At 68.0% G+C, this 21,158-nt stretch carries 19 protein-coding genes; 2 read left to right on the top strand and 17 right to left on the bottom strand.

What is annotated here, in order from left to right; all coding sequences use genetic code 11:
- Nucleotides 1-73: 73 nt before the first annotated feature.
- The 5 genes from A5756_RS04550 to A5756_RS04530 form a co-directional block, all read right to left on the bottom strand.
- Nucleotides 74-961, bottom strand: a complete 888-nt coding sequence (locus A5756_RS04550; RefSeq protein WP_066947861.1) for a 3-oxoacyl-ACP synthase — start codon at nt 959-961, stop codon at nt 74-76.
- Nucleotides 945-2,060, bottom strand: coding sequence for a 3-oxoacyl-ACP synthase III family protein (locus A5756_RS04545; protein WP_066947916.1), 1,116 nt, complete (start codon nt 2,058-2,060; stop codon nt 945-947). Before A5756_RS04545 ends, A5756_RS04550 begins: the two co-directional genes overlap by 17 nt.
- A 25-nt stretch (nt 2,061-2,085) precedes the next feature.
- Nucleotides 2,086-3,084: an NAD(P)H nitroreductase gene (locus tag A5756_RS04540; protein ID WP_082959985.1), complete on the bottom strand. Its 999-nt coding sequence runs from the start codon at nt 3,082-3,084 to the stop codon at nt 2,086-2,088.
- A 98-nt stretch (nt 3,085-3,182) separates the two neighbouring features.
- Nucleotides 3,183-4,643: a bifunctional aminoglycoside phosphotransferase/ATP-binding protein gene (locus A5756_RS04535; RefSeq protein ID WP_156659226.1), complete on the bottom strand. Its 1,461-nt coding sequence runs from the start codon at nt 4,641-4,643 to the stop codon at nt 3,183-3,185.
- 15 nt (nt 4,644-4,658) lie between these two features.
- Nucleotides 4,659-5,546 (bottom strand): universal stress protein, encoded by an 888-nt coding sequence (locus tag A5756_RS04530; RefSeq protein ID WP_066947910.1) that lies wholly within the window; start codon nt 5,544-5,546, stop codon nt 4,659-4,661.
- 142 nt (nt 5,547-5,688) lie between these two features.
- Between A5756_RS04530 and otsB the strand changes: the two genes are divergently transcribed.
- Nucleotides 5,689-9,363, top strand: a complete 3,675-nt coding sequence (gene otsB, locus A5756_RS04525; protein ID WP_232005320.1) for a trehalose-phosphatase — start codon at nt 5,689-5,691, stop codon at nt 9,361-9,363.
- Nucleotides 9,364-9,486: 123 nt separating this feature from the next.
- Nucleotides 9,487-10,293 carry a universal stress protein gene (locus A5756_RS04520; RefSeq protein WP_066947852.1) on the top strand — a complete coding sequence of 269 codons (807 nt, stop codon included), beginning with the start codon at nt 9,487-9,489 and terminating at the stop codon, nt 10,291-10,293.
- A 6-nt stretch (nt 10,294-10,299) separates the two neighbouring features.
- Here A5756_RS04520 and A5756_RS04515 read toward each other — a convergent pair whose 3' ends face one another.
- The 12 genes from A5756_RS04515 to A5756_RS04460 form a co-directional block, all read right to left on the bottom strand.
- On the bottom strand, nt 10,300-10,668 hold the full coding sequence (locus tag A5756_RS04515) for an STAS/SEC14 domain-containing protein (protein ID WP_066947849.1): 369 nt from the start codon (nt 10,666-10,668) through the stop codon (nt 10,300-10,302).
- A 34-nt stretch (nt 10,669-10,702) separates the two neighbouring features.
- Complete coding sequence (locus A5756_RS04510; RefSeq protein WP_066947845.1) at nt 10,703-11,581, bottom strand: universal stress protein; 879 nt, start codon at nt 11,579-11,581, stop codon at nt 10,703-10,705.
- An 11-nt stretch (nt 11,582-11,592) separates the two neighbouring features.
- Entirely contained in the window at nt 11,593-12,126 is a 534-nt protein-coding gene (locus A5756_RS04505) for a GNAT family N-acetyltransferase (RefSeq protein ID WP_197505738.1), read from the bottom strand.
- 87 nt (nt 12,127-12,213) lie between these two features.
- The gene (locus tag A5756_RS04500; RefSeq protein WP_197505514.1) at nt 12,214-13,860 is read right to left on the bottom strand and encodes a GAF domain-containing protein; all 1,647 of its coding nucleotides are present in this window, start codon (nt 13,858-13,860) and stop codon (nt 12,214-12,216) included.
- A 171-nt stretch (nt 13,861-14,031) separates the two neighbouring features.
- A complete protein-coding gene (locus A5756_RS04495; protein ID WP_066947836.1) occupies nt 14,032-14,691 on the bottom strand; it encodes a response regulator transcription factor in 660 nt (219 codons plus the stop codon).
- Nucleotides 14,692-14,750: 59 nt separating this feature from the next.
- Nucleotides 14,751-15,569, bottom strand: coding sequence for a universal stress protein (locus A5756_RS04490; RefSeq protein WP_066947833.1), 819 nt, complete (start codon nt 15,567-15,569; stop codon nt 14,751-14,753).
- A 6-nt stretch (nt 15,570-15,575) separates the two neighbouring features.
- Nucleotides 15,576-16,343 carry a universal stress protein gene (locus A5756_RS04485; protein WP_066947828.1) on the bottom strand — a complete coding sequence of 256 codons (768 nt, stop codon included), beginning with the start codon at nt 16,341-16,343 and terminating at the stop codon, nt 15,576-15,578.
- 68 nt (nt 16,344-16,411) lie between these two features.
- Entirely contained in the window at nt 16,412-17,404 is a 993-nt protein-coding gene (locus A5756_RS04480; protein ID WP_066947825.1) for a 1-phosphofructokinase family hexose kinase, read from the bottom strand.
- Between the two features lie 20 nt (nt 17,405-17,424).
- Nucleotides 17,425-19,464, bottom strand: coding sequence for an erythromycin esterase family protein (locus A5756_RS04475; RefSeq protein WP_066947821.1), 2,040 nt, complete (start codon nt 19,462-19,464; stop codon nt 17,425-17,427).
- Nucleotides 19,465-19,586: 122 nt separating this feature from the next.
- The gene (locus A5756_RS04470) at nt 19,587-19,826 is read right to left on the bottom strand and encodes a hypothetical protein (RefSeq protein WP_066947818.1); all 240 of its coding nucleotides are present in this window, start codon (nt 19,824-19,826) and stop codon (nt 19,587-19,589) included.
- Entirely contained in the window at nt 19,823-20,104 is a 282-nt protein-coding gene (locus A5756_RS04465) for a DUF1918 domain-containing protein (protein ID WP_066947902.1), read from the bottom strand. Before A5756_RS04465 ends, A5756_RS04470 begins: the two co-directional genes overlap by 4 nt.
- 45 nt (nt 20,105-20,149) lie before the next feature.
- Nucleotides 20,150-21,133 (bottom strand): NAD(P)H nitroreductase, encoded by a 984-nt coding sequence (locus A5756_RS04460; protein ID WP_066947815.1) that lies wholly within the window; start codon nt 21,131-21,133, stop codon nt 20,150-20,152.
- Nucleotides 21,134-21,158: the final 25 nt, after the last annotated feature.

Here is a 21,158-nt window from a genome sequence, read left to right as displayed (position 1 = left end):
ATTGCCGTGACGGCTGTGGTTGAGGGCGCATGCACGACCCTGAGTGCAATCTCGCCGAAGGTCGCGGGGATCCTCAGGGTCGCGGTGGCTGGCGATACAGGGCGGCGCCGGCGACGACGTCGGCCCCGGCCGCGACGAACACGACCCGCGCGCCCGCCGGCAACCGCTCGGCCCGCTGCCCGAACGCGGCGGCCAGGGCGGCGGTGTGCATGCGTGCGTCGTCGGCGACGCTGATCGCCTCGACCGGCAAGCCCAGCCGGGCAGCCAGCGCGGTGCGGTATCCGGGCCGGGCGGGGGCGGCGACGATCGCGTCGACCTCGGACAGCCGAACTGACTGCTCGGCAAGGCACGCCGACACCGCCCGCCCGGCCGCCGCCGCGAACCGCTCGTCCATCGCCGCCGACTCGGAGAAGCGCAGGACGTTGCGGGAGTCGGCGAAACCCACCGTGGCGCTGAAGTTTTCGTCGCCGGCTTCACTCGGGTCGTTCACCCAGGATACCCGGCTGAGGCCGTAGTCGTCGTCGGACCAGCCGCACAGCATCGCCGCGCCGGCGGCCGAGAATCCGAAGTGCTCACTCATCCCGTGCCCGGGGTCGGCGTCGCTGGCGACCACCAGCGCGCGCCGGATGGCGCGGCTGCGCATGAACCCATCGACGATCTGCAGCGCCGTCAGCAGCCCGCATGTGCCGTTGGCGATGTCGAACGAGAAGGTGCCGTGGGCACCGGCGTGCGGGTCCTCCGGGTTGGCGCCGATGTCGTCCTGGATCAGCGCGGCGAGCGCCGGCTCACCGAGGTTGCGGTCGCGGTAGATGCCGGCGTTGACGACGAGGTCGAGGTCTTTCGCCTCGCATCCGGCCCGCTTCAGGCAGTCCTTGGCGGCGACGACGGCCAGGTGCAAGGCGCTGTGGCGCCCCCGCAGCCGCGGATGCGAGACGTCGATCCGATCAATCACCGTTCCCATAGCGGCTCACCACATCCTCGTCCAGGGTCAACAAGACCACACCGATCTCCAGTCCGGAGGCCAACGCCAGCAACGCGATTCGCTCCCCGGGCCTGATCCGCCCGGCCTCGAGTTCCTCGACGAGCGCCACCGTGTGGGTGGTGGAGGCGGTGTTTCCGTAGCGGTCGACGGTGATCACCGCGTCGTGGCGCGGGCTGTCACCGAACACCTCCGACATCCGGGCCATGCCCTTGCGGATGGCGCGCGCGGACGTCTGGTGGGTGATGACGTGGTCGATGTCGTGGATCGAAAGACCAACGGTGTCAAGCACTTCGCTCAACAGCAGCGGCGTGTCGGCGATCGCGGCCTTCTGGATGGCGCGGGAGTTGGTGAACATCCGCGCCCCCGGGTCGTCCCCCTGCGGATACGCCAGGCAGAGCCGGCTGTAGTCGGCGACGGTGGTGAAGCCCGCCAGGGCGATGCCGGCCGAACCGGCCGGTGCCCGCTCGAGCAGCAGCGCCGCGCCGGCATCGCCCAGCGTCAGGCAGGCCAGCTCCTTGCTCATGATGTTGCGGATGTGCCGGGCGGCGTTGTTGGAAAGCTGCGAGATGTACTCGCCGCTGACGACGAGCCCGCGCTCGACGACGCCCTCGCGGATCCAGTTATTCAAAATCGTTACGCCCGTGAGCATTCCGGCGCACGCGTTGGACACGTCGAACGTCATCGCGTTCACCGCCCCGATCCCGCGCGCCACGGCGCTGCTCATGGTCGGCTCGAGCCACTGGGTCAGCCCGTCGCGGAACTTGGTGATGCTGCAGCTGATCACCACGTCCAGCGCCGCTGGATCCTGCTGCGCGGTGGCCAGGCAGTTCAGTGCCGCCGAGCTGGCCAGGGTGTAGGAGTCCTCATCGCCCACCGACACCCGGCGTTCGCGGATCCCGGTCAGCCGTTCCAGGTCGATGTGGGTGCGGTGGCGGGTGGACGCCATAAGCTCGTCGGTCGTCAGGTGGGTTCCGGGCAGATGCCGGCCCGCGGCCGCGACCCGCGCGACGAAGGGGGCCGCACCGTCCCTCCCGGTTGTTTCCCCGGTTGTTTCCATCACCAGCCAGTGCCGAGTCATCGATGCCACCTCCTTCGCATTTCGGTCACCCACGCATCTCGAGGACTTCGGTCACCGGACGCCGGGCGGTGGGTTTCGCGTGTGGGTCCGTGGCCGGTGACCGGCCGACCCGGATCAGCAGCTGCGGCTGGCCGGAGCCGCCGGTGACCTGCCTGATGATGTCGCGGCTCAGCGACATCTCCGTCATGTGGGTCAGCGTGCAGGTGGCCATGCCGGCCAAAGTGCATTCGAGCAGCACCGCCGACAGCGCCTCACCGCAGCGCAGCACTTCGGCCGGCGCATCGTCGTCATGGGTGGACAGGACCACGATCTTGGAATGGTCCTGATCGATCGCGGCGCGGCGGCGGCCCCCGCCCGCCGGCGGGAACGCGCGGGCGATGTCCACGCGCTCGGCCTCTGAACTGGACACCAGGGCGCTCTCGGGCACGTGGTCACCGTTCGCTTCGAAGGGCGAGGTCCACCAACGTAATTCGGTCAGGTAGGAGGTATCGCTTCGGCGCAACTGCTCGGTGAGCCGCGACGCCTCGGCCAGGCTCGGTCGCTCGTCGTCGTCGACCACGTCCAGCAACACGTCGTACGGGGTCACCGCGCGGCTCAGGGCCGAATGCAGCGTGGGCCACGCGGTCGGTGCGCCCAGGGGCAGTCGGTCGGTGCGGCGCCGCAGGATCGCGTCGGCCCGCAGCCGGCACTGCGCCGTCACGTTCTGCACGGGCAAAAAGCCCACCCTCGCGAGGTGATCCGGTCTGCCCTCGGTGGGAAAACGTTCGGTGACGCTGTCCCAGCCCGCGGCGGCCATGGCGACCCGCAGGTGGTCGAGGACGGCGCCGCAGCTGAGGATCAGCTCCCGGCCGGTGTGGTCGGTGGCGTGCATCGCGTGGCGCGGGTCGGCCCACAGGTGCAGCCTCGTGCCGTCCGCCACCCACCGCCAGGGCTGGCTGTTGTGCAGCGAAGGCGCGCGGCAGGCGAGCGTCACCGCGTCCCGGATGACCTTCGCTGTCGGCACTTTCGCGTCCATCTCCACCATTTCGTCGATTTCGCTGAGGCAAACTGTATGCCCCACGCGGCGGGTGCGGGCAGGGCCGTTGGTCCCCGACGGCCGGGACGTTGGAACCTCCTGGGGTGTTACGTAGCGCGCCCCCAGAGGTCGTGCACCTCGCGAGCGACGAGGTCCGCGCGCCGCGAGGTATCGATCCGGTGCGCGCCGTCCCAGTCGGCGTACCCGGCGGCCAGGGCGGCGGCGATCTCCGGGGTCACCTCCGAATTGCCCGCGGGCCTGGTTTTGATCCGGTCGGCCGCCACGTCGGCCGTCGCCGAGCACACGAATTCGACGAGCGCCGAGTGCGTCTCGGTGGCCAGCCGGTGAGCCTCCTCGCGCGTCCGCGGATCGCGCCAGGTGCCGTCGAGGATCACCGAGTGGCCCTCGCCCAGCAACTGCCGCGCGCGGCGCAGAGTGGTCTCGTAGACCACCGCGACCTGGTCGGGGCTGTAGAGCCCGGCGTTCAGCACGCCGGGCTCACCGGCGATGGCACCCGACTCCCGAAGCTCCCGGCGCACATCGTCGGTGGAAATAAGCTGCGCCGCATACGATTCGGCCAGCCCCCGGGCCACGGTGGACTTTCCGGTGCCCGGGTTGCCGCCGACGAGCGCAAGCCGAACGGTGCCGCTCTGCAGGTGCCGGGTGGCGATGGCCAGGTGGCGGGCGGCGTCGTCGGATGCGCCGGGGCTGCCCTGCGAAACCCGGACGCAGTCCACCTTCGCCCGCACCGCGGCCCGGTAGGCGATGTAGAAGTCGGACAGCGCCCGCGGCGGCGCCCAACCCGCATGCTCGGCGTAACGCTGCAGGAAGTAGTCGCCGAAGTCCTTGTGGCCCAAGAATTCCAGGTCCATCGCGAGGAAGGCGGCGTCGTCGATGCAGTCGACGTGGCGCAGCCGGTCGTCGAACTCCAGGCAGTCCAGCAGCGCGGGGGTGCCGCCGACCCAGAAGATGTCGTCGGCGAGCAGGTCGCCGTGCCCATCGACGATGCGCCCATCGCGGATGCGCCGCGAGAACAGCCCCGCGCGCCCGGCAATGAACTGGGACGCGAGGCGCTGCACATGAGCTACCTCGCTTTCGGCTATGCCCGGAATCGATTTGTTCGCATACCGTTCCAATTCGGACAGGTTCTCCCGCCAGCGCCACTCGATCGCGGCGGCATCGCCCTGGGCGTCGATCCGCTCGCCGCGCTCGGCGCGTTCGTGGAAGCGGGCCAACACCGCCGCCACCGCGTCCAAAACTCGGTGCACGGACTCTGAAGTGTCGTGGGCCACCAGGTGGGCGAGGCGGTCCTCGTCGCGGTAGCGCCGCATGACAACGACCGGCTCGGCCTGCCCGCCGAGCGGGTCGGTGAGGTGGGCGACGCCGAGATAGCTCTCGGGCGAGAGCCGGCTGTTGAGCTCGAGCTCCCGGCGGCAGGCGTGCTCGCGCTGCTGCGGTAAGCGGAAGTCGAGAAAGTCGGTCAGCACCGGCTTCTTGGCTTTGTATGCGCGGTCACCGGCGAGAATGACGACACCCGTGTGGGTTTCGTGCACATCGAGATACGGCACGGCGGCGGCGCGACCCTAGGACGGCCGCGCGACGACCACCGGCATCCGGACCGAGTGGACCACGGCGTTGCTGACCGAGCCCAGCAACATGCCGGACAGGCCGCCGCGGCCATGGCTGCCCACGACGACGAGTTGGGCGGATTCCGACTGTTCGATGAGCTGGCGGGCCGGCCGGTCGGAAACGACGACCCGGTTCACGGTCACGTCGGGATAGCGTTCCTGCCAGCCGGCCAGTTGTTCGGCCAGGCTCCGCTCGGCTTCCCCCCGCACGGCCGACCAATCCACTCCTGGCAGTTCGAAGACGTCGACGTCACTCCAGGCGTGCAGCGCCGTCAGCTCGACACCACGTCGCGACGCCTCGTCGAAAGCGACGGCCACCGCAACGTCCGATGCGGGTGAGCCCTCGATGCCCACGAGCACCGGGGCTTGCTGGGGGTGTGGCATCAACGGGTCTTCGTCGCGGACGACCGCGACCGGGCAACGCGCGCTGCGGACCACGCTGCTGCTCACCGAACCCAACAGCAGCCTGCCCATCGCCCCGCGTCCGTTGCTGCCGACGACGATCATCTCGGCATCTTTGGACATCTCGACCAACGTGGGCACCGGGGGCGCGCACCTCAGCTCGCTTCGGACGTCGACCTTGCGGTCCGTGGTGACGGACTCTTCGGCGATCTTGACCGCCTGCTCGAGGACCTCCCGGCCTTGCTCCTCCTGCCACACCGCCACGCCGGTCGACAGTGGCAGGGCCGGATACATCGGCACCAACGCGTTCACCATGTGGACCACGGTCAGCGGGACGTGTCGCATCGCGGCGTCACGGGCCGCCCAACAGACGGCGGCGTTCGAGGCCGGCGACCCGTCGATTCCGACGACGATGCCATGGTGGTTTGCGAGTACGGACATGGTGTTCTCCCTCTCCTTGCCCAAAACGCTATGGCGGGAACGGCCGTCGATCATGAGGCTTTAGTCACCAACCGCATGGCCATCAGGCCCCCTTGCGCCCAAGGGCCTTGACCAGCGCCGGTGCTGTGGCATCGTCACAGAGGTGACCGAATGGCCTGTCACGGTCGATAGGCGCTACCACGACGCGGTGATTCTCGGGCTCGACTGTGTTGTCGTGGAGCCGGCACCGGGGGTGGTTGAAGCCCGCGGTTCGACCGCCGGATTTCTGCAGCGAGTGCGCGACGTCGACGTCGCCACCGCCGCCTATTCGTCCACCCGGGACTGCGAAGCCGTGCTGCGCGCCGCGGGGGTCGACGAACTCGTCTGCGCCGCCGGCGCCGGCGAGCGCGCCGATGCGGCGCTGACCATGACCGTGGCGCGCCTGGGCGTGCGGCCGGGCCGTTGCGTCCTGATCGACTGCAGCGACGCGGGAATCGCGGCCGGCCGGGATGCCGGCTTCGGCCTCGTCATCGGTCTGGAGCGCAACGGAGGAGTCGGCGAATTGCTGTCCCGCGGAGCGGACATCGTCGTCGGCGATCTTGCCGAGGTCTCGGTGCAGTCCGGCGGCAAACCGTTGTCCACCATCGCCGACGCGATGGCTGTCTACAGCCAGTTGAAGGAACTGGTGGCCAGCCGACGCCCGGCGGTGTTCCTCGACTTCGACGGCACGCTGTCCGAGATCGTCGCCGAGCCGGAGGCCGCCACCCTGGTCGAGGGCGCCGCCGAAGCGCTGCGCGCGCTGGCTACCCAGTGCCCCGTCGCGGTGATAAGCGGCCGCGATCTGGGCGATCTTCGCGAACGCGTGAACGTCGAGGGAATCTGGTACGCGGGCAGTCACGGCCTCGAGCTCGTGGCACCGGACGGCACCCACCACGAGAACGCCGCGGCCATCGGTGCCACCGCCGCCCTGGCACGCGCGGCCCACCGACTAGCGGAGCTGCTCGGCGACATCCCCGGAATCCGCTTGGAGCACAAGCGCTTTGCCGTCGCGGTTCACTACCGAAACGTCGACCCCGAACAGGTCGACCACGTGATCGCGGCGACACGCAAGCTCGGCCGATCCCAGGGCCTGCGGATCACAGCGGGGCGCAGACTCATCGAACTTCGGCCCAGGGTCGATGGGGACAAGGGCAGGACGCTCAACTGGATCCTCGAACACATCGAGGGAACGGGCAGCGGCACCGTGCTACCGATCTATGTCGGCGAAGACCTTGCCGACGAGGACGCCTTCGACGCCGTCCAATTCGACGGCATCGGAATTGCGTTGCGGCACAACGAGGACGGGGATCGCCCCTGCGCCGCGCTGTTCAGCCTGGTGAGTCCGTCCGCAGTGTGTGATTTCATCCGGCGCCTGGCCAACGATCTCCACGCGGCGGCCGAGCCAAGCGATCCGTGGGAGCTGGTCTACGAGGGATATGACCCCGCGTACGAGCGACTGCGCGAAACACTGTGCACCGTTGGTAACGGCTACGTCGCCACCCGTGGCTGCGCCCCGGAGGCTACGGCAGCCGAGGCGCATTACCCGGGGACGTATGTGGCCGGCGTCTACAACACGCTGGTCGATCGCATCGCCGGCCGGACCATCGAGAACGAAAGCCTGGTCAACCTCCCCAACTGGCTCTCGCTGACCTTCCGGATCAACGGCGGTCCTTGGTTTCACATTGACGACACCGAATTGTTGTCCTACCGGCAGACGTTCAACCTGAGGCATGCGACGTTGACCCGCACCCTGCGATTCCGGGACGGCGCGGGCCAGATCACAGCCATGACCCAAGAACGGTTCGCGTCCATGGACCAGCCGCACCTACTCGCCATGCAAACCACGATAGTTGCTGAGAACTGGTCGGGCACAGTCGAATTCCGGTCAGTGCTGGACGGCAACGTGTGCAATAGCATGGTCGAGCGCTACCGTTCGTTGTCGAGCACGCACCTCGCGTCAACCGTGGTCGACGAGTCCGCGGCCGACTCGGCGATATTGCGCACCGAAACGTCGCAATCACGCATCAGCATCGCGGTGGCCGCGCGCAGCACCGCGTGGTGCGACGACGCTCGGGCCGTTGCGCAATACAAAATCGTGCGGGAAGCCGGCCGCGGCGGGCACGACATCCAGGTCGCGCTCGCGGTGGGGCAATCGGTCACGCTGGAAAAGGTCGCGACCATCTTCACGAGCCGGGACAGCGCCATCTCGGAACCGGCGAGCACCGCCCAGCTGCACCTCGACTCCGCCGGCCGATACGCCGAGCTGCATCGTCAGCATGCCCGGGCGTGGGCTCTGCTGTGGGAACAATGCGCCATCGGCCTGACCGACGGCACCGACAGCGCCGACGCGCTGCGCATCCTGCGGCTGCACTCGGTGCACCTGCTGCAGACGATCTCGCCGCACACCGCCGACCTCGACGCCGGCGTCCCCGCGCGGGGCCTACACGGCGAGGCGTACCGCGGGCACGTTTTCTGGGACGCGTTATTCGTGGCCCCGGTTCTCGGCGTGCGAATGCCGAACGTCACCCGGTCACTGGTGCTTTACCGGTATCGGCGGCTGCCCGAGGCCCGCCGCGCAGCGCGGGTGGCGGGTCACCTCGGCGCGATGTATCCCTGGCAGTCGGGTAGCGACGGCCGAGAGGTCAGCCAGGAGATGCACCTCAATCCGCAGTCCGGGCGGTGGAACCCGGATCCGAGCGGCCGCGCGCATCATGTCGGTCTCTCCATCGCCTATGACCTCTGGCAGCACTATCAGGTGTCGGGTGACCGCCAGTTGCTTGTCGACTACGGGGCCGAGATGCTGGTGGAGATCGCGCGGTTCTGGGCCGGTCTGGCGAAACTGGACGAGACCCGCGGACGCTACACGATCCGTGGCGTCATCGGACCCGATGAATTCCATTCGGGTTACCCCGGCAAGGAATACGACGGCATCGACAACAACGCATACACCAATGTGATGGCCGTCTGGGTGATCATGCGGGCGATGGACGCGCTCGATCTGTTACCGCTGCGGGACCGACTCGATCTGGTGGCGAAGGTGGATCTCACCGCCGACGAACTCGATAGGTGGGACCGCGTGACGCGCCGGATGTTCGTGCCCTTCCATGACGGTGTGATCAGCCAGTTCGAAGGTTATGCCGAACTGGCGGAACTGGATTGGGAGGAGTACCGGCGGCGGTACGGGAACATCCAGCGGCTCGACCGCATCCTGGAGGCCGAGAACGACAGCGTCAACAACTATAAGGCGTCCAAGCAGGCCGATGCGCTGATGCTGTTCTACTTGCTGTCGTCGGACGAGTTGCTGGCTCTGTTGGGCCGGCTCGGTTACCGCTTCGCGCCCGAGCAGATCCCGGAAACCGTGGATTACTACCTCAAACGCACTTCCCACGGTTCCAGCCTGAGCGCCGTCGTACATGCGTGGGTCCTCACCCGTGGCAACCGGCATCACGCCATGAAGTACTTCGTGCAGGTATTGGCTTCCGACGTCGCCGACATCCAGGGCGGCACCACGTCGGAAGGGATACACCTGGCCGCGATGGCCGGCAGCATCGATCTGCTGCAACGGTGTTTCACCGGACTCGAAACCCGCGACGACCGGCTGATCCTCAGCCCGCAATGGCCGGATACGTTGGGCTCCATCGAGTTTCCCTTCCTATATCGCGGCCAGCGGCTACACCTTCGGGTCAGCGGGCGAGCAGCCGAGCTGACCTCCGAGGCGGGCAACAGTGCATCGGTCGCGGTGGAATGCCGTGGCCGATTGCAGCAGCTGGCGCCCGGGCACACGGTCGAGGTCGCCTGAAGCCGGGGTGACCAATTCCTCCGAACGTGGGTCGAACGACCCTGCTGAACCAAGCCGTCTGCCCATAACGTGGCCAGTGACGGGCCATCGATGTCCCGGTGGTCAGTCATAGAGGAGGACTTGATGAACAATCCGCAGTCGTCGCAGCGGATCGTGGTAGGTATCGACGGCTCGGACGCCGCGATCAATGCGGCCAAATGGGCAGCCGCCGAGGCCGTCAGCCGCAACATCCCGCTCCGGCTGATCCATGCCATACCGCGACGGCGCGCGGGTGACGACGGCTTGGACATCGAATACGCCCAATCGTCGTTGCGCGCCGCCGACGCGGCACTGCAGGAGATGGGCATGCCGGTCAAGGTCGAATGCGACGTCGTCCGCGGTTCCTCGGAGGACGCGTTGATCGACGAATCACGCGACGCCGCAATGGTGTGCGTGGGTTCGTTGGGGACTGGTTGGGTGGCCCGCAAGGTCCTCGGCTCGACCGCGCATACCCTGGTGAAGAAGGCGCACTGCCCGGTGGCCGTCATCCGGAGCAGCCGCGACGGCGCCGATCCGGATGGCGGATACGTGGCCGTGGCCGTCGAGGAGTCGGACGCCAACGATGCGGTGCTCGAGCACGGGTTCCGCGAGGCACGCCTTCGTGACGCACCGATCTTGGCGATGGGCGTCTGGCGGTGGGGCCTCGGCGAGATTCCCTACCACCAGCTCGATCAGCGGCTCGGACCCTGGGTATCGCAGCATCGCCAGGTGCACGTCCAACCCGCCGCGGCGAGGCGCGGGGCTGCCGAATTCCTCACGCGCACAAAAGAACCCGTTCAGCTCGCGGTGGTGGGCAGCGAGGATGCCGACAGGGTCGCCCGCATGGTCGGGCCGATCACCCCGCATCCGGGCGGTCACACCGGATGTTCGGTGCTCGTCGTCCGCGACTGACGGCGGCTACCCGGCCGCCCAATCCTTGGCGCGGTCCAGCTCGTCAAGTGAGAACACGGCGATCTCGCCGGGAACCATCCACGCCACTGCGTGCAGGACGGGAGCGACCCAGTCCTTGTCGGAGACCACCGCGATCCGCTTGAACGCCGAATGGTGCGGCAGAACGGTGCCGAAGCCCAGCTTGAGATCCTCGAGGAACCCACCCGGCCCGAATCCCTCGTAGTCGGACGCGATGACCTCGACGATCCTGACCTCGCCCGTCTGGAGCACCTGGTCTATTTCGGGCTTGAAGTCGCGCAGCTCGTCACCGCGCAGCCGGCCCGACACGCGGATGCCGATCACTTTCTCCGGCATGTCCGGGAGCAGCTCGATCATGGGAAGCCTCCTTTGCGGGCATCGATCCTGATTGTCAGCGGACGACCAGCACGGGCACCCGCGCCGACTGGGCCACCGCCGAACTCACCGAGCCGAGCAGCATGCCGGGAAACCCACCCCGGCCGCGGCTGCCGACCACCACCAGTTGGGCGTGTTCGGATTCCTTAAGCAGCCATTCGGACGGCTTGTCGCAGAACAGTTTCCGCTCGACGTGCACGTCGGGATAGCGTTCTTGCCAGCCGGCCAGGCGTTCGGCGAGGATCTCGTGCGCCTCTTGCTCCCGGTCATGCCAGTCCATGCCGAGGATGGGGAATACGCCCACGTCGCTCCACACGTGCAGGGCCACCAGCCCCACCCCGCGGCGCGAGGCTTCGTCGAAGGCCAGGGCGGTCGCCTCTTCGGAGGAAGGGGATCCGTCGATGCCCAGCACCACGGGCGCGGCGGGGTCCGGGTCCGCCTTGTCGCCGGTGTGGATTACCGCGACCGAGCAATGGGCGTAGTGCACGAGTCCCGTGGTTACCGAGCCCAGCAGCAAGCGGCCCACCGCTCCCAGTCCCTGGTTTCCGGCGACCAGCAAACAGGCCTTCTTGGAGGCCTCGATCAGCGCCGGGACAATGGCGGAATAGACCGTCTCGGTGTGTATTTCGGGCGATTCGGACGCGCCCAGGCTGGCGCTGAGTGTTTTGCGGGCCTGGTCGATCACATGCTGAGCGCTGTCCTGTTGCCAGTCGGGCATCTCGGCATACAGTTGCCCCACCGGCCAGCCGACCACGATGGGCGGAACGACGTACATCAGCGTGATCGGCAGGTCACGCATGATGGCCTCGCGTGTCCCCCAGGCGACGGCGGCGTCGGATGCGGCCGACCCGTCAACACAAACCAATACTCCGTATTCTTTCGCGTCTGCCGTCATTTTCCGCTCCTCTACGCCGGCGTTTCGTCGAATTGGGGCAGCTCGATCTCGAGGTGCCGAATGGATCCGTAATCGATTGGCCGGCAAGGCCAGCCGAGATCGAAGAAGACCGTGAGCATGAGGTGGTTCTCGCCGAGGACGTCCGCGACGAACCGCCCGATTCCGTGGGCGCGGGCGATCGGGGCCAGGTGCTTGAGCAGGGTCGTGCCCACGCCCACCGAATGGTCTTGGTGGGCGACCACGACCGCGACCTCGGCCGCGTTCGGGTCGTCGACGACGACGTAGTGGGCCACGCCGATCAGCCGATCGGCGTCGAAGGCACCGAGGGCGTACAACCCGTCCGCCGGCTCGGTGAGCTTGGTTACGAGTTCGTGCAGCGGCGACAGCTGCAGCGTGAAGAAACGAAAGTACCGGTCGTGATCGGACAGGTGTTGATGCAGCGCCGAAACGGCCTCGGCGTCGGCGACGGTCAAGGGACGCAACGACACCAGGCGGCCATCAAGCAACCGAGCAGTAGCCGCGGCGTCCACCGATCGATTACTCACAATCTCCGACGATATTGCGCGGCGGCGCGGCCGGGCAGGGCCGTTAGACCCCATGGCCCCTCCCATTGGTCCCGTTCGGGGCGACCGCTATTGGTCGATCAGCGGGGCCACCCAGTGCACCCGGGTACCACCCTCCGGGGGGCCGGTGATCTCGCAGGCCCCGCCCAGTCGTTCGGCGCGGCGCTTCATGTTGGCCAGGCCGCTGCGCCGCGTGTTGCCGTGGGGTATGCCGGAGCCGTTGTCGACGATGTCGAGGACGAACATGTCGGCGACGCTGATCTCGACGGTCAGCCGCGATGCCCCCGAATGACGCAGGGCATTGCTGACCGCTTCTGTGCTCACGGCCTCGGCGTGGTCGGCAAGCTCGCCGCCGACGGCGGTCATGGGCCCGTGCATGCGCACGGTGGTCACGATGTCCCGGTTCTCGGTCAGGTCGGCGACCACCTGTTGGATGCGCTGCCGGAAGTCGTTCTTACCCGAGGGGGATTTCAGCTGGAAGATCGTCGTGCGGATCTCCTCGATGATGGTTTGCAGATCGTCCAGCGTGCGGTTGAGCCGGTCGGCCACCTCCGGGGAGCGCGCCCGGGCCAGGGTTCCCTGCAGGTCCATGCCGGCGGCGAAAAGCCGCTGGATGACGTGGTCGTGCAGGTCGTGGGCGATGCGTTCGCGCTCGGCCAGGATGGTCAGCTGGCGCGCGTCGTCGCGGGCCGACGCGAGCACGAGCGCCATCGCGGCATGTGTGGCGAAATCGCTGACCAGATCGAGGTAGCTGTCGTCGAAGGGTGCCTCGTGGCTGCCGCGGGCGATGGCGATCACGCCGACGACTTCGTCGCGGGCGCGCAGCGGCATCAGGATGGCCGGCCGCTGCCCGACATCGGTGAATGCCTGAATCGGGTACCGCAACGTCTCGGTGATCAGCGGTTCGCCGGACCGGAAAACGGCCCCGCTGGTGGAACCCTCCACCGGGACCTGTTGGCCTACGACCTCGGCGGCGTGCACGCCCACCGCCGCCGAGACCACCAGCGTGTCGACCTCGTCGTCGGGCAGGTCGGGATCGGCCGGCACCAGGACGATCGCCTGCTCGGCGTCGGTCAGGGCCCGGGCACGTTCGGCGATCAGCTGCAGCGGGCGCCGGTGCGGCTCGGCGCTGGACAGCAGCGCGGTGGTGATCTCGCGGCTGGCCTCCATCCACTTCGCGGCCGTCCGCTCGCGTTCGAACACCTGCGCGTTGTCGATCGCGATCGCGGCGGCGAACGCCAGGGCGCGAGCGGCCACCTCGTCGGACTCGGAGAATGTCCGCTGCGGCTCGACGTGGGTGAGGTAGAGGTTGCCGAACACGGTGCCTCGAATGGTGATCGGCACCGCGAGGAAGCCGCGCATCGGGGGGTGGTGCTCGGGAAACCCGACGGCGGCCGGATGGGAGGTCAGGTCGTCCATCCGCAACGCCGGCGTGTCCATCACCGACAGGCTGAGCAGGCCCTTGCCCACCGGCAGGTGCCCGATTTTGGCCACCGTGTCGGCATCCATCCCCTCGTGGACGAACGAGAGCAGGTTGCCCTCGGGGTCGCGGATGGCCAGCGCGCCGTAGGGGGCGGAGGCCAACCTCCTGGCCGCGCCAATGATCCGGTGCAGCGTGGCGTCGAGGTCGAGGCCCGCGCCGATCTCGACGATGACCCGCAGCAGCTGTTCCATCTGGTCGCGGGCCGCCAGCATCTCGTCGAGTTGCTGGTGCATCCTGCTGACCAGGCCCCGCTGGCCGAGTCCGGCGAATGCCGAGCCGCCGTCGTCGCTCGTCACCCCGATAGACCTCCGCCACACACCAAACGCTTGAATATCAAGATCAGCCTAATCGCAAAATGTCAAGCACCCAAGCGAATGGCTGTTGTCGGTGGCGTGACGTCTCGCCTATTCCGGCGGCGCGGTGGGATGGCCGGGCCGTTGGTCCAACTTGGACGCGAACACCGCCGCCTGCGTCCGGCGCTCCATGCCGAGTTTGGCCAGCAACCGCGACACGTAATTCTTCACCGTCTTCTCGGCGAGGAACATCCGCGCGGCAATCTGCCGGTTGGTCAGGCCCTCGCTGAGCAGGCCAAGCAGCGTCCGCTCCTGTTCGGTAAGCCCGGACAGCGGGTCTTCGCGCTCCGCCGCGCCGCGGAGCTTGGCCATCAGGGCGGCCGCCGCGCGGTTATCCAGCAGGGATTTGCCGGCGCCGACCTCCTTGATGGCGTGGGCCAGCTCCATGCCCTTGATGTCCTTGACCACGTAACCGCTGGCGCCGGCCAGAATCGCCTCCAGCATCGCTTCGTCGGAGGTGAACGACGTCAGCATCAGGCAGCGCAGATCGGGGTGATCGGACACCAGGTCGCGGCACAATTCGATGCCGTTGCCATCGGGAAGCCGCACGTCAAGGACGGCGACGTCGGGTTGCAGCGCCGGTATCCGCGCCTTCGCCTCGGAGACGGAGCCCGCCTCGCCGACGATCTCGAGCTCGGGGTCCGCCGCCAGGAGATCGGCGAGGCCGCGCCGGACGACCTCATGGTCATCGACCAGGAAAACCTTGACCATCAAGAATCCTTCCGCCGGTCGTGGGACCTCCCTATCACACATTAACTATCGTACAAATTTCACAAATGTTGCCGATTCACGATCAACAGCGAACAGTTCGCGTCCGCCATCACCGAACTGCCGACGGGTCCGACAAGCTCGGCGACGTGCTGACGATTGTCGGCGCCGACGATCACCAAGCCGACCGGTCCACGGTGTCCGGCCAGATAGTCCAGCAGGCCGACGTGTATCGCCATCGATTCGACCCGTAGCTGCGGATGGCGTCGCTTCCACCCGGACAGGCGGCGATCCAGGTCGGCGAGTGCGCGGCGATCGGCCTCGGTATCACCGTGTTCGGCCCGCCCCGTTCGCCGCGAGACGACCGCCTCGAGCGCGGCGCCGCGCAGCACCGCCTCTTCGATGGCGGCTCCGAGCAGCACCGAATCCGGGGACCCGGCTATCTCGACGACGGCGCTTTCTGCGGGCCGCCCGCGATGACCGTCGCGACCCCGGACGATCGCCACCGGACAGCGGGCCGATACGGCCAGTGCCGCCGCGGTGGAGCCGACGCGGCCCGGCTGAAAGTGGCGCAGTCCGACGGCGCCCACGCAGACCATCGCGGCCGACGCCGACGAGCGGATCAGCGATCCGACCGCGGGTCCGTGGACGATCTCCGTCTCGATCTGCACCGGCGTGCCCGCGGCTCGGATCGCCGTCACCGCCTGGCGGACCGCCAGCTGCGCGGATTGTTCGCCGTCCCCGGGGTCGGTCGCGCACAGCAGGCGTAGCGGAACGTCACGACTCGCCGCCTCGTCGACCGCCCACAGCGCCGCGCGTATCGCCGCTTTGGAACCGTCGACACCGGCGACGATCGACTTGGTTCTGGCTGGCTGCGTCATCGGGCCTCAGTGGCGGACGACAAGCACCGAGCAGTCGGGGTAGCCGACGATCGGATGGCAGTTCGGGGTGGCCAGCGCGGACATCTCTTCCGCGTCGGCACTACCCACCACCGCCAGTTCGATTGCGCTACCGGGCTTTCCGCCGTATTTCGCGCCGGTCCCCGCGGCCACCGTCTGGACGCGGACGTCCGGATAGCGGCGGACCCAGCTGTTCACTCGCCGGTCGATTTGGCGCACGATGGCGTGGCGGCGCCGCCCTTCCTCCATGGCTTGGTGCACCACCTCGTCGTTGTCGGGCTCATCGGTGAGCACGACGGCGATCACACCGAGCTCCGTCGGCAATCCGTCGGAAGTACGAATGATCGCGACCGGGCAGTGCGCCCGCGCCACCAGACCCGTGGCTGTCGGGCCCAACAGCCCGTCGGATGCCCATCCGCGCCTGGCGGTGCCGACACACACCAGGGCCGCGTCCCGGGATTGGTTGATCAACGCCTCCGCGGGATCGCCGGAGACGATCGCCGTCTCGATCTCGACCGGCTTCCGTTCGCTCTGTATGGCGCACTCCGCTTCGGCCAGCGCCATTTCGCCGCGTTCGACCTCCCATTCGGAACGCGGCGCCGATCCGGGGCGCGCCGGTCTGCGCGGCATCACATATACCAGGCGAAGTGGCAGCTGCCGACCTATCGCCTCGTCGATCGCCCACTTCGCGGCGTTGACCGCGGCCTGAGAGCCGTTGACGCCCACGATCACCGCCTTGGCGTCCAGCTGGCTCATGTCGGCTCCTGATTGTTCCGATCGCGCAATTTCAGGCTATTGCGGCCGCGCCCGCTCAGCAGGGGTCGTTAGGCCTCAGCCGCGAAGTCGTTCGTCCCCACCTCTGCCGGTTCGGCGACCAGCTCGAACAATCGCTCTATGTCGGCCCGTTCAAACACCTCCGTACCGGGTGTCATCAGCATCGCCGCGCCCGCCGCGATCCCGTAACGAACCGACTTGGCCAGCGGCCACCCCTGCGTGAGGCCCACCGTGATCGCGGCGACCATCGCATCGCCCGCCCCGACACCACTCCCCCCTGGCATCGGAACCGCCGGAAACCGCTGGCTGGCATGGCGTGTCGCCAGCAGCGCGCCATAGGAACCCAGGGAAACCACGACGACTTGTGCGCGGCCACTGTCGATGAGTTGGTGGGCGGCATCAAGCTGCTCGGACTCGGTGGCGAGCCGGCGACCGACGCATTCCCTGAGTTCTCGCACGCTCGCCTTGAGCAGGAATACCCCTGAGGAGATGTGCTGCAAGCCGCCGCCGGAGGTGTCCAGGACGAGCTTGACGCCCATCTGCCGGCAGAGGTCGGCAACCCGCTGATAGTAGTCGGCAGGTACACCCGGTGGCAGACTTCCGCTTGCCACAACGACTTCGGCCGATTGGGCTGCCACCCGCAATTGGTCGAGGCATTGCTCCTGCTCGAGGACTGTCAGCTCCGGTCCGGGCAGCACAAACCGGTATTGCTGGCCGGTGCTGGTCTCGTTGACGGTGAAACTCTCGCGCGTTTGGGCAGCGATCGGAACCTGCCGGAACGGGACTTCCGCCTCGCCGAGCAGGGTCGTGACGAGACCCCCGTGCGAGCCGCCCGCGGGAAACACCGCCAGCACCGAGCTACCAAGGACCTTCGCGATCCGGGCGACGTTGATGCCGCCTCCGCCCGGGTCGTAACGCGTCGCAGAGCAGCGCAACTTATCGGTCGGCCGCACGACGCCGACACTCGTCGTGATGTCGAGCGCGGGATTCATGGTCAACGTCACGATTCGAGTTCGGCGAACCGGGTCGGAAGGCATCTCCATTTTGGTTGGCTCCGCGGGGGTTAGAGGCCGCTCGGGTACGTTTCCGGCGTTTCGCCGGCGATCCAGAGGCTGGTGACCTCAAGGGGTTCCAGCGCCCGGGTCCTATCGATGTGGATCATCGCGTCGAACTGGTCGGCGGGGCGGACGTGGAAGTAATGGCTCTGCCGTTCGGTCTCCGGGCGGTAGATCACGCCGATGGCGCGCCCCAACCGGACCGCGCTCAGCGGTTCCGCGGCCCCCGGGCTGATGTGTGCCGACACCAGGAATTCGCTCCTGTGTGTCTCGTGCAGGAGTTCTTCGATGCTTCCGTTGAGCGCCGGGCGCACGACCTTACGTTCGGCGATGCCACCCCAGTCGCTGGCGGCGGTGACCGTGCCCGTGTAGGTGCTGAAGCCGACCAGGCGCGCCTCGTCGCCGTGCCGCTGCCGGACCAGTTGGCCCAGTGTGAGTTGTCCATCGGCCCAGACTTCGGTGGCGCGGGCGTCCCCGACGTGAGAGTTGTGGGCCCACACGACGATTCGCGCCGAGGGGATGTCTTGGTGGCGGTCCAGATGCTTCAGCAGCGCCTCGAGCGTCTGGGCCATGTGTTTGTCGCGCAGGTTCCACGAGGTGACTCGCCCGCTGAACATCGCCCGGTAGTAAACCTCCGCGTTGTGCACCGTTTGGGCGTTCTGGTGGGCGTAGAACAATTCGTCCTCGGCGAGCAGACCGTCCCTGCGCGCGTACGCCAGTTCGTTGCGCTGCATGTCGACCAGTTGATCGATGGCTTCCTGTTCACACGATGGGCCGGCGCCGAAGGCGGCCGAGAAGCCGTACGCCTGGCCGTCGTCCGCCGAGGTGTGGTCGAAGCAGGCATAGCGTTCGCGCGCCCGCGCCGCCGCCTTGGGGTCGACGTTGTCGAGGTAGCCGATCACTTCCTGCATCGACCGGTGCAGGCTGTAGAGATCCAGCCCGTAGAAGCCGGCCTGCCGCTGCCCGTTGTTTACGTGCAGCCGGTTTCGGGTGCGCAGCCACTCGACGAAGTCACGCACGACGGTATTGCGCCACATCCACGCGGGGAACCGCTCGAATCCGCTCAACGCCTCGTCGGCACTGGTGTCGTCACCGATGCCGCGAACGTAGCGATTCACCCGGTAGGCGTCGGGCCAGTCCGCCTCCGCCGCGACGGCACAGAAGCCCTTCTCCTCGATCAACCACTTCGTGATTTCCGCGCGGGCCTCGTAGAACTCGTGTGTGCCGTGCGAACTCTCGCCGATCAACACGATGCGCGCATCGCCGATCAACTCCTCCAGCGCGTCACGCGGCGGGACGCCCGCCGGCGCATCGACGGCCACCCGGGCGATCACCTCGGCCGGGGTCCGCTCCGCGACCCTCGCCGGGGTGCCGGTCGTCGGCGTCGCGAGGAGCCGGCGGACCTCTTCGTCGGTCACTTGCCGGAAATCCCAGAACGACTCCCCGACCGCGAGAAAAGGAGTGGGCATGCTCGCGCATACGACGTCGTCGACCTGACCGGCGAATTCCCGGCACGTCGACTCCGGGGCCGCCGGCACGGCGATGACGATGTGCGCGGGCTCGGCCTCGCGGAGCGCCTGGACCGCCGCGAACATGCTTGCACCGGTGGCCAATCCATCGTCGACCAGGATCACCGTCTTGCCTGCCACGTCCACGGGCGGACGCCCGTCGCGATAGGCGGCCTCGCGCCGGATCAGTTCCCGGCCTTCACGCTCGGCGACGGCACGCAGTTCCTGCGGGGTGATACGCAGGCCGCGCACGACGTCGTCGTTGACCACGACGCGGCCCCCGCTCGCCAACGCCCCCACGGCGAACTCCTCATGGCCGGGGGCACCGAGCTTGCGCACGATGAAGGCATCCAGCGGGGCATGCAGCGCCGCCGCCACCTCCCATGCGACGGGTATGCCGCCGCGCGCCAGGCCCAGCACGATCACATCGTGCCGATCGCGGTAGGCACCGAGGAGGCTCGCCAGCACGCGGCCGGCCTCGGCGCGGTCACGGAACACCCGCCGCGGCGAGCGTCGGGTGGCATCAGCTGCTCTGGTCATCACACACCGCGCCTGTAGTCATGGCAGTCTCCTAGATCTTGACCATCGACGAATTCATCCGACCAGCCCGCCGTAATTGCCGGTAGGGCCCGAAGTCCCAGGCTTGCGGGTCGTTCGTCGGCTCAGTCTTTGCGGCGCAGCTCGCCGATATAGGCCATGACCCGGTTGAGGATCAGGTCGTAGGCGTCGCCGTCGTCCACCAGCCGGGGCAGTCCGCGGTGGCGGAGAAAGCCGTCGAGGCGCTTGTCCAGGTTCCAGTCGAGATAGGTGTCACCGGCGTAGGGCGAGTGCAGGAACTCGAACGCGATCTCATCGACGTCGGCATCGGTCATCGACGAGGATCCGTTTGCGGTGGAGTTCATTTGGCTTCCTGCCCGCTCCGAGCGTGATCCCGGATGGCGGCCTGTACCCCGGCAAAGCGTGAGCGTGCCCGCTCGTCGGCGGCCTTCTGTTCGGCGGCCGTCACGACGATCGCGTCGGGACCGGGGAACACGGTCGCCTCCTCCCCGGTGGCCAGCCACCGGACCCGGTACGGCGGTTCGCCATTCGGTGAACGCACCGAGGTGATCAACCCGCGCAGATCCGGTCGCCCGATCGTGCCACTCTTGATGACGAGCCAGTCACCCGCATCGGCATTCACTATCATCTCCCTTCGAAGGTATTGTGGCGCTTCCTTATCGCGTTATCAGCGCATCTCCAAGACCTCGCGCACCGGCCGGCGCGGCGTCGGTTCGGGAGCGCCCTTGCCCGAAAACGCGGTGCCGACCCGGATCAGGACTTGGGGCACCGCTTCGGTCTCGGGTAGGAGCTCGGAAATCATGTCGCGACTGGCCTGCAGCTCCGTCACGTGTGTCACGGTGCAGGTCGCCAGTCCGGCCATGGTGCACTCGAGCAGAACCGCCGAAAGGGCCTGGCCGCACCGGAACGCGTCCGCGCGGCTGTCCCCCGGCGTGGACAGGACAACGATCTTCGCTTGGTCGTGGAGGCTCGCCGAGCTCCCCCGGGCGTGCCCGTCGGCGGGGAATCGGCGGTTCACGCCGTCGGTACGGGGCTGCGCCTCGTTGACCAGGGCGGTCTGAGGTATGCCGTCGTCGTGCCTGCCGGGTGCTGTCCACCAACGCAATTCGTGATGGTAGAGGTCGTCGTAGCGCCGCAGCGCCTCGTTGAGGTGCGCGGCCTCGACCAGCCGCGGCAGTGCGTCGTCGGCCAGTACGTCGAGGGCGGCCAGGTCGGGGTTGAAGGCGCTCCGCAGCACCGGCTCGAAGGACGCCCACCCCTTCGGGGCGCCGAACGGACGCCGGTCGGTCCTGCGACGCAGGATCGCCGCCGCGCGGTCTCGTCGCGCCACGGCGACGTAGTCGGCCGAGACGAAGTCGATGGAGGCCAGGTGGTCGGGGTTGTTGGGATTGGGAAACTCGTCGACGCCGGCGACCCACCCCTCGGCGGCCATTGCGACCCGGAAGTGATCGAGCACCGCGCCGCAGCTGATGATGGACTCGCGTCCCGAGCTGTCGGCCGAGGAAACCATGCGGTGCGGGTCGGCGAAGAGGTCGACGGTCGGGCCGCCGGCAACCCATCGCCATGGCTGGCTGTTGTGCAGCGAGGGGGCGCGGCAGGCGAGCTCCACCGCCCGGGTCAGCACTTTGCTGTCGACCATCGTCTGGGTCATTGTTCTTCGCCTCTCCAACTGTTAC

Source organism: Mycobacterium sp. 852002-53434_SCH5985345 (assembly GCF_001667155.1).
Classification (GTDB): Bacteria; Actinomycetota; Actinomycetes; order Mycobacteriales; family Mycobacteriaceae; genus Mycobacterium.
The sequence above is the reverse complement of the archived record's forward strand: the minus strand, read 5'-3'. Positions and strand labels throughout refer to the sequence as shown.

Coding starts and splice junctions, on each gene's coding strand:
- A5756_RS04510 (WP_066947845.1), bottom strand. CDS start 11,581: ATGACGGCAGACGCGAAAGAATACGGAGTATTGGTTTGTGTTGACGGG.
- A5756_RS04545 (WP_066947916.1), bottom strand. CDS start 2,060: ATGACTCGGCACTGGCTGGTGATGGAAACAACCGGGGAAACAACCGGG.
- A5756_RS04470 (WP_066947818.1), bottom strand. CDS start 19,826: ATGAACTCCACCGCAAACGGATCCTCGTCGATGACCGATGCCGACGTC.
- A5756_RS04550 (WP_066947861.1), bottom strand. CDS start 961: ATGGGAACGGTGATTGATCGGATCGACGTCTCGCATCCGCGGCTGCGG.
- A5756_RS04490 (WP_066947833.1), bottom strand. CDS start 15,569: ATGACGCAGCCAGCCAGAACCAAGTCGATCGTCGCCGGTGTCGACGGT.
- A5756_RS04475 (WP_066947821.1), bottom strand. CDS start 19,464: ATGACCAGAGCAGCTGATGCCACCCGACGCTCGCCGCGGCGGGTGTTC.
- A5756_RS04500 (WP_197505514.1), bottom strand. CDS start 13,860: ATGCACCAGCAACTCGACGAGATGCTGGCGGCCCGCGACCAGATGGAA.
- A5756_RS04460 (WP_066947815.1), bottom strand. CDS start 21,133: ATGACCCAGACGATGGTCGACAGCAAAGTGCTGACCCGGGCGGTGGAG.
- A5756_RS04485 (WP_066947828.1), bottom strand. CDS start 16,343: ATGAGCCAGCTGGACGCCAAGGCGGTGATCGTGGGCGTCAACGGCTCT.
- A5756_RS04540 (WP_082959985.1), bottom strand. CDS start 3,084: ATGGTGGAGATGGACGCGAAAGTGCCGACAGCGAAGGTCATCCGGGAC.
- A5756_RS04520 (WP_066947852.1), top strand. CDS start 9,487: ATGAACAATCCGCAGTCGTCGCAGCGGATCGTGGTAGGTATCGACGGC.
- A5756_RS04515 (WP_066947849.1), bottom strand. CDS start 10,668: ATGATCGAGCTGCTCCCGGACATGCCGGAGAAAGTGATCGGCATCCGC.
- A5756_RS04480 (WP_066947825.1), bottom strand. CDS start 17,404: ATGGAGATGCCTTCCGACCCGGTTCGCCGAACTCGAATCGTGACGTTG.
- A5756_RS04530 (WP_066947910.1), bottom strand. CDS start 5,546: ATGTCCGTACTCGCAAACCACCATGGCATCGTCGTCGGAATCGACGGG.
- A5756_RS04495 (WP_066947836.1), bottom strand. CDS start 14,691: ATGGTCAAGGTTTTCCTGGTCGATGACCATGAGGTCGTCCGGCGCGGC.